8 protein-coding genes and 1 pseudogene are annotated in these 7,490 nt (G+C 67.5%); all 9 read right to left on the bottom strand.

What is annotated here, in order from left to right; genetic code table 11:
- Positions 1-107, bottom strand: a pseudogene (locus ACRDUX_RS37275) (pyridoxal 5'-phosphate synthase lyase subunit PdxS); the annotation flags it as partial.
- Positions 108-173: 66 nt separating this feature from the next.
- On the bottom strand, positions 174-1,199 hold the full coding sequence (locus ACRDUX_RS37270) for an NUDIX hydrolase (RefSeq protein WP_526421974.1): 1,026 nt from the start codon (positions 1,197-1,199) through the stop codon (positions 174-176).
- Positions 1,196-2,359 (bottom strand): glycosyltransferase family 4 protein, encoded by a 1,164-nt coding sequence (locus ACRDUX_RS37265; RefSeq protein WP_526421972.1) that lies wholly within the window; start codon positions 2,357-2,359, stop codon positions 1,196-1,198. The genes ACRDUX_RS37270 and ACRDUX_RS37265 overlap by 4 nt, the downstream gene beginning before the upstream one ends.
- The gene (locus ACRDUX_RS37260; RefSeq protein WP_526421976.1) at positions 2,359-3,297 is read right to left on the bottom strand and encodes a phosphatidylinositol mannoside acyltransferase; all 939 of its coding nucleotides are present in this window, start codon (positions 3,295-3,297) and stop codon (positions 2,359-2,361) included. Before ACRDUX_RS37260 ends, ACRDUX_RS37265 begins: the two co-directional genes overlap by 1 nt.
- Before the next feature lie 44 nt (positions 3,298-3,341).
- Positions 3,342-4,022 carry a phosphatidylinositol phosphate synthase gene (gene pgsA, locus ACRDUX_RS37255; protein WP_526421970.1) on the bottom strand — a complete coding sequence of 227 codons (681 nt, stop codon included), beginning with the start codon at positions 4,020-4,022 and terminating at the stop codon, positions 3,342-3,344.
- The gene (locus ACRDUX_RS37250; protein WP_526421968.1) at positions 4,019-4,567 is read right to left on the bottom strand and encodes an ATP adenylyltransferase; all 549 of its coding nucleotides are present in this window, start codon (positions 4,565-4,567) and stop codon (positions 4,019-4,021) included. The genes pgsA and ACRDUX_RS37250 overlap by 4 nt, the downstream gene beginning before the upstream one ends.
- Before the next feature lie 2 nt (positions 4,568-4,569).
- Complete coding sequence (thrS, locus tag ACRDUX_RS37245; RefSeq protein ID WP_526421967.1) at positions 4,570-6,624, bottom strand: threonine--tRNA ligase; 2,055 nt, start codon at positions 6,622-6,624, stop codon at positions 4,570-4,572.
- 64 nt (positions 6,625-6,688) lie between these two features.
- Positions 6,689-7,111, bottom strand: a complete 423-nt coding sequence (locus tag ACRDUX_RS37240) for a TIGR02611 family protein (protein ID WP_526421965.1) — start codon at positions 7,109-7,111, stop codon at positions 6,689-6,691.
- A 63-nt stretch (positions 7,112-7,174) separates the two neighbouring features.
- On the bottom strand, positions 7,175-7,490 hold a 316-nt coding region (locus ACRDUX_RS37235), incomplete at its 5' end, for a PaaI family thioesterase (protein ID WP_526421963.1).

Here is a 7,490-nt window from a genome sequence, read left to right as displayed (position 1 = left end):
GCCTGCTCGGGTGTGACGACGTCCATGATGACGCCGCCCTTGAGCATCTCGGCCATCCCACGCTTCACCCGGGCGGTGCCAGTCTGCGAAGTATCAGCGGATTGCACGGCTATCTCCTCCAATTAGTACTGAACCAGTCTAGTTGCCCCGGCAAATCGATGTGAATCCGCACTTCATCGAATGGACTGCAACGCCCGTACCGGCCCGCTCGACCCTGGCGCAACGATGGCGTTCGCCTCGGTGAGGAGCTCCCCGAGCTGCAGCGGGTACACCGTTTCGCCGCGGTCCACCAGTTCGCCGATCGTCGTCTCGTCACACCAGCGGTGCCCATGGATGGTCCGGCGTTCCAGCGGCGTGTATCCGGCGGTCGACGGCTCGAAGCGCAGGGTGCGGTACACGAAGAACATTTCCTCGCTGCGGATCACCGAGCCGTTGAAGTCGAACACCGCGTCACGCCGCCACACCGGGCCCACCAGGTCGGCGGGACTGACACGCAATCCCGTCTCCTCGGCGAGCTCGCGGACGGCCGCGTCGGGAAGCGTCTCGCCCGGTTCCACGGCGCCGCCGACCGTGAACCACCACCGCGGCGCGGACTCCGTCGCTGGGTCCGAGCCGCAGAACAACAACACGAAACCCAGCTCGTCGAGGAGCACGATGCGGGCCGACGTGCGCTTGTACACCTGGCCGGAGGATCGCTGTGCGGCCCGTTCGGCGATCTCGAAATACGTTGGCATGGCCGCGGTTCCGCCGAGTCGCAGCCACCGCACCAGCGGCCGCTCGCGCAGCGCGAGGGTGTCGCGCACCGCGTCGTTGTGGAAGCGCCGCCCCAGCAACACACGCGCCTCGGCATCCGCCATCTCCGCGACCAGCGCAACGGGCAGCGATGCGGGATCGACCGACGCGAGCGCCGCCGACAACTCGTTCTCAGCGGATTCACGCGTGTTGCGCGGGGCGCGTTCGGCGGCATCGGCCAGGCTCGCCAGCTCTCTGCCCGCGGCAGCATTGCCGTAGGCGTCGGTGGCGACGGCACGGGCGACAACGGCTCGGCGGGCCAGTATTCCGTCGAGCGCCTGCCAGGAAAGGTCGTAGCGGACGTGCAGACGGTCCAGCCGATTGGCCGTCTGAAAGGCCCAGATACCGCCGACCAGAAGCACCGCGGCAAGAAGCGCGAGCGCGATCACCACGATCCACGTGATCACGCCATCTCCCCCGTCGACTGCCGGCTGGTCGCTTCGCTCTTACCGACCCGCACCTTGGCACCCGCCCCCGCGACCGTCTCATAGACGCGCAGGATCTCCCGTGCCACCACCGACCAGTCGTACCTGTGCACCGCCTTGGTCCCGGCCCGCACATATCGTTGCCGGGCCGCGTCGTCGGAGAGCACCTCGATCAATGCGGCAGCCAGCGCCGCCGAGTCGTCGACCGGCACCAGTCGGCCCGCGGAACCGTCTTCGAGCACTCGGCGGAACGCATCGAGATCGCTCGCCACCACCGCGGTACCCGCTGCCATCGCCTCCACGAGCACGATGCCGAAGCTCTCCCCGCCGGTGTTGGGCGCGCAGTACACGTCGACGCTTCTCATGGCGGACGCCTTCTCAGCGTTGTCCACCAGGCCGAGGAATCGCAGGTGGCCTGCCAGGTCTCCGGCCTCCTCCCGCAACTCCTCCTCGTCACCGCGTCCGACGACGAGGACCTCGAGGTCGGGGACGGCCTCGACGAGTCGGGGCAGCGCGCCCAAGAGGACGGCCATGCCCTTGCGAGGCTCGTCGAAGCGTCCGAGAAACAACACCGACCGCCCGGGTCGCGGATAGCCGTCGAGCTTGCCTGCCGAGGCGAACGACTCGACGTCGACGCCGTTGGGGATCTCCACCGCGTCGGATCCCAGCGCCTCCATCTGCCAGCGCCTGGCAAGGTCGGACACCGCGATGCGGCCGACGATTTTCTCGTGCCAGGGCCGGAGGATGCCCTGAAAGACACTGAGCGTCAACGACTTCGTGGTCGATGTGTGAAACGTCGCCACGATGGGCCCCTCGGCGATCATCAACGCGAGCATCGAGAGGCTCGGGGCGTTGGGCTCGTGCAGGTGAAGGACGTCGAAGTCGCCGTCGGACAGCCACTTCTTGACCTTGCGATGGGTGGCCGGGCCGAACCGGAGTCGCGCCACGGACCCGTTGTACGGGATCGGCACGGCCCTGCCGCCGGAGACGACGTAGTCGGGCAGGTCCGCCTCCGGTGACGTCGGCGCCAGCACGCTGACGTGGTGCCCGTAGCTGCGCATCACCTCGGCGAGCTGCAGTACGTGCGCCTGGACGCCGCCGGGCACGTCGAACGAGTATGGGCAGACCATCCCGATGCGCATCAGGTCTCCCCGACGCCCGTGATCCGGGCGCGGCGCTCGTCGGAGAGGTCGCTGATCCACTGGGGTTGCATCATGTGCCAGTCGGCGGGATGCGCGGCGATGTTGATGGTGAACCGGTCGGCCAGCGCCTGCGTGATCACGCCGACGTCGCCCGACGAGAGATCAAGGGGCGGCCCGATGTGCGTTGCCGCCACGTCGGGCTCGTAGTACGAGTGCGCGGGCAGAAGTGCCGCACCGGTCGCGAGCGCCAACTTGGCGGGCCCGGCCGGCAGCATCGTCTGCTCGCCAAACAGGTCAACGCGCACACCGGAGGTGGTCAGGTCGCGATCCGACATCAGGCAGACGAGTCCGTTTGCGCGGAGTCGATCCTTGAGGATCTCGAATGGGGGCCGGGCGCCACCGGTGAGCGGCAGCACCTCGAAGCCCAGACTCTCCCGATAGTCCAGGAATCGCTTGTACAACGACTCGGGCTTGAGTCGCTCGGCAACGGTGGTGAACCGGCCATGGGTGTTGGTGAGCCACACCCCCGACATGTCCCAATTGCCGCTGTGCGGCAGCGACAGTACCGCGCCCCGGCCTGCGTCGAGCGCCGCCGCAACGTGCTCGCCGCCGCGTGTCGCCTCGTCCAGCCGACGCGCCAGCACCCGATGGTCCATCGACGGCAACCGAAATGCCTCTCGCCAATACCGCGCGTAAGAGCCCAGCGAAGCACGGATCAGGCTGCTGGGCACCTCGGCGGCGGGTACGCCAATCACCCGCGCGAGGTTCTTGCGCAGCTGGTCTGGGCCACCGCCGCGCGAGGCGTACGTCGCGCCTGCCTCGAAGGCGTTGCGGGCGGCGAACTCTGGCATCGCACGCACCACCCGCCAGCCTGCGGCGAAGCCCAGGTCGCTGAGCTGATCGCCGAGGGGCACCCGCAACCCGCGCGCGCTCGGCAGGCCCGCCGGGTTTCTTCCCGCCAACTCGCCCCCCTGAGGCGTACTCACGGCTCGCTCGCTTCCTCTTCGGAATCGTTGGGCGGTGCGGGCTTGGTGTGCATCGGCTCGATCGCACCCGGCGACGTGCGCACGGAGTGCAGCCGCTGGCCAAGGGTGACCAGGCTCGCCCCGGCCAAGACCCACATCGCGACTGGCAGCAACCAGGGCACGTGCAGGAACCACACCCCGGACAGGCCGGCGCCGGCCAGGACGATGATCAGCCTCTCCGGGCGTTCGATGATGCCGCCGTCGCCCTTGAGCCCGTTGGCCTCGGCCCTGGCCTTGATGTAGGAGATCACCTGCGAGGTGACGAGCGAGATCATCGTCGCCACCGCCAGCGAGGCGCTGTGGATGCCGAATGCGGCCCACCACAGCAGGCCGCAGAAGATCGCGCCGTCGCCGATCCGGTCGCAGGTGGCGTCCAGCACGCCCCCGAAGGGGGTGCTGAAACCGCGTTCGCGCGCCATCGCCCCGTCGAGCATGTCGGCGAGGACGAAGACGCACACTGCGAACGCGCCCCACCAGAGCTGCCCGATCGGGAACAGCGTGAGCGCCGCGATGACGGTGCCCGCGGTCCCGATGATGGTGATGCTGTCGGGCGTGAGTCCCATCCGCAGCGACGCCTTGGCCACCGGTCGACTCAGCTTTGCGTAGGCCGCCCTGGTGAACAGGTAGAAGTCGCTCACGCCTGCGCCGCCCACTCGTCGGCAAGCAGTTGCCGGGTGTCCCGCAACAACTGAGGGATGACCTTCGAGTCGCCGATGATGGTGATGAAGTTCGCGTCGCCGCCCCAGCGCGGCACGACGTGCATGTGCAGGTGTTCGGCGAGGCTGCCGCCTGCCGAATGGCCAAGGTTGAGTCCGACGTTGAAGCCGTGCGGTCTGGAGATGGCCTTGATGACGCGGATCGACTTCTGGGCGAAGCTCATCAGTTCGGCGCTCTCGGCATCGGTGAGGTCTTCGAGCTCCGAAACCCTGCGGTACGGCACCACCATCAGATGGCCGGGGTTGTACGGATACAGGTTCAACACGGCATAGACCAGTTCACCGCGGGCGACCACCAGCCCGTCCTCGTCCGACATCGTCGGGATGTCACTGAACGGCTCCGACGATGACGCCGAGGTACCTGGCACCGCCTCGGCGATGTAGTTCATCCGGTGAGGCGTCCACAGCCTCTGCAGATGATCTGGATCGCCGACTCCGCGGTCTGTGATCGTGTTCTCCTCCTCCACTGTCACACCGTGACCAGTTCGGCTGTGGGAGCGGCATTCTCGCGCCGGGCGATCCAATCGACGATGGCGTCGACGGCATCGTCTCGCGAGACCCCGTTGATCTGGGAGCGGTCGCCGAACCGGAAGCTGACCGCGCCCGCTTCGACGTCACGGTCTCCCGCCAGCAGCATGAACGGCACCTTCTGGTTGGTCTGGGTCACGATCTTCTTGGCCATCCGGTCGTCGGTGGCGTCGACTTCGACGCGCACTCCCCTGGCCCTCAGCTGCGCCGCGACGTCCTCGAGGTAGGCGACGTGCGAGTCGGCGACCGGGATCCCGACGACCTGAACCGGCGCGAGCCACGCGGGGAACGCCCCCGCGTAATGCTCGGTGAGCACGCCGAAGAACCGCTCGATGGAACCGAACAGCGCGCGATGGATCAGCACCGGGCGTTGTCGGCTGCCGTCGGCGGCCGTGTACTCCAGCTCGAACCGTTCGGGCATGTTGAAGTCCAGCTGGATGGTCGACATCTGCCACGTCCGTCCCAGCGCGTCCTTGACCTGGACGGAGATCTTCGGCCCGTAGAACGCCGCGCCACCGGGATCCGGTACAAGATCAAGGCCTGACGCCTCGGCGACCTCGCGGAGCGTTTCGGTGGCCTCTTCCCACGCCTCGTCGGAGCCGACGTACTTCTCGGGGTCCTTGGTCGACAACTCCAGGTAGTAGTCGTCGAGGCCGTAGTCGGCGAGCAGGTCGAGCACGAAGCGCAGCAGTGAGCTGAGCTCTTCACGCATCTGGTCACGTGTCGTGTAAATGTGTGCGTCGTCCTGGGTCATCCCGCGTACCCGGGTCAGACCGTGCACCACACCCGACTTTTCGTAGCGGTACACGGAACCAAACTCGAAGAGCCGCAACGGAAGTTCGCGGTAGGACCGCCCGCGAGCCCGATAGATCAGATGGTGCATCGGGCAGTTCATCGGCTTGAGGTAGTAGTTCTGCCCCGGCTTGCGCACCGTGCCGTCGGCGTCGTACTCCGCGTCGATGTGCATCGGCGGGAACATCCCGTCGGCGTACCACTCCAGGTGGCCGGACGTGATGTAGAGGTGTTCCTTGGTGATGTGCGGAGTGTTGACGAACTGGTAGCCCGCCTGCTCGTGCTTGCGGCGCGAATAGTCCTCCAGCTCACGCCGAATGGTGCCGCCCCTGGGGTGGAAGACGGGGAGCCCGGACCCCAGTTCATCGGGGAAGCTGAACAGGTCCAGCTCGACACCGAGCTTGCGGTGGTCGCGGCGCTGGGCCTCCTCGATCAGTTCGAGGTGGCGGTCGAGCGCCTCCTGCGACTCCCACGCGGTGCCGTAGACACGCTGCAGGCTCGCGTTGTTCTGGTCGCCGCGCCAGTAGGCGGCCGAGCTCCTGGTCAGCTTGAAGGCCGGGATGTACCGGGTGGTCGGAATGTGTGGACCCCGGCACAGATCACCCCAGATCCGTTCCCGGGTACGGGGATTGAGGTTGTCGTAGGCGGTGAGTTCGGCGTTGGAGCCGGGGGGGCCGACCTCCATGACATCGGGGTCGCCTGACTTGTCGTCGACGAGTTCGAGCTTGTAGGGCTCGTTCGCCAACTCTTCGAGAGCCTGATCCTTGGAGTCGTACACGCGACGGTCGAACAACTGACCGTCCTTGACGATCTGGCGCATCCGCTTCTCCAGCGCGGCCAGATCCTCCGGCGTGAACGCGCGTGGCACGTCGAAGTCGTAGTAGAAGCCGTCGGTGATGGGCGGGCCGATGCCCAGTTTTGCCTCGGGGAACAGGTTCTGCACCGCCTGCGCCAGCACGTGCGCCGCCGAGTGGCGAATGACGCTGCGGCCTGCCTCGGTGTCCGCCGCGACGGGGGTCACCTCGACGTCGGCGTCGGGCACCCAGGAGAGGTCCCGCAGGCCGCCGTCGGCGTCGCGCACGACGACGATCGCATCCGGGGCTCCTCGGCTCGGCAGTCCGGCGTCACGAACCGCCGCGCCCGCGGTGGTCCCGGCAGCGACCCGGATCGGGGCTGCGAGGGCGGGGCTGGCGGCGGCGGTCATCGGTGGATCTCCTCATCGAGGGGTGCTGGTGCGGGGAACGCGACCATGCTATCGGTGAGGGTGGTTAGGAACCCAGGCCGATGGGACTCTTCAACCACGGCTGCTGGATGCCGACGAGGCCCGCGGCGAGGCTGAGTGCCCCCAGCAGCCACAGAGTCGCCACCACGACGGCCGCGGTGAGTACGAAACCAAGTGCCTTCACCCACAGGCCCTGGGCCTTGAACCAGTCCATCACCCTGTCGTAGCGCTCACGCGTGTACTTCAGTAGCCGGTGCGCCCACTCGAATTCCGTGGCCAGGATGGCCAGGCCGACGAAGACGATCGCCCAGCCCGGTCCGGGGTACGGAATCGCGACGATCCCCAGGCCGAGCACCGCGAGACCGACGACCCCGACGACGACGCGGTAGGTCAAGTCGGCCGTCGGCCGGTCGCGCAGTTCCTCGCGCCACCGTCCCCACCGTCGCTTGAGGTCCTGCATCTTGCTCATGACTCGGCTCCCACTCGCTCCGGTCCTCGCTCGCGATCGCCTTTGGTGCTCATGACTCGGTTCTCACGGCTGGCCCGGCAACAGCTTGAGGAACAACGCCTCGGCCTCGCACAGCACGTCGTCCCCGTCCAGAAGGCGTCCCGTGACGAAGATCTTGCGATCCTCGATGCGGTCGATACCCGCGTCGACCTGCAGTTCTTTGTCCACCAGGGCGATCCTGCGGTAGTCGACGTGCAGAAACGCGGTGCGCTGGCGGGGACTGTTGCCGAGCTTGAACGCAGCGAACCCCAGCAGAGAATCGAACAGCAACGCCAGCGCGCCCCCGTGGACGGCGCCGTTGCGGCCGAGATGGAATCTGCGGAAGCGGGCGGTGCCGCCG

Origin of the sequence: Mycobacterium sp. (assembly GCF_050701675.1) — a bacterium.
Lineage (GTDB): Bacteria > Actinomycetota > Actinomycetes > Mycobacteriales > Mycobacteriaceae > Mycobacterium.
Note: the sequence above shows the minus strand (reverse complement) of the source record. Positions and strands in the feature narration are given on the sequence as shown.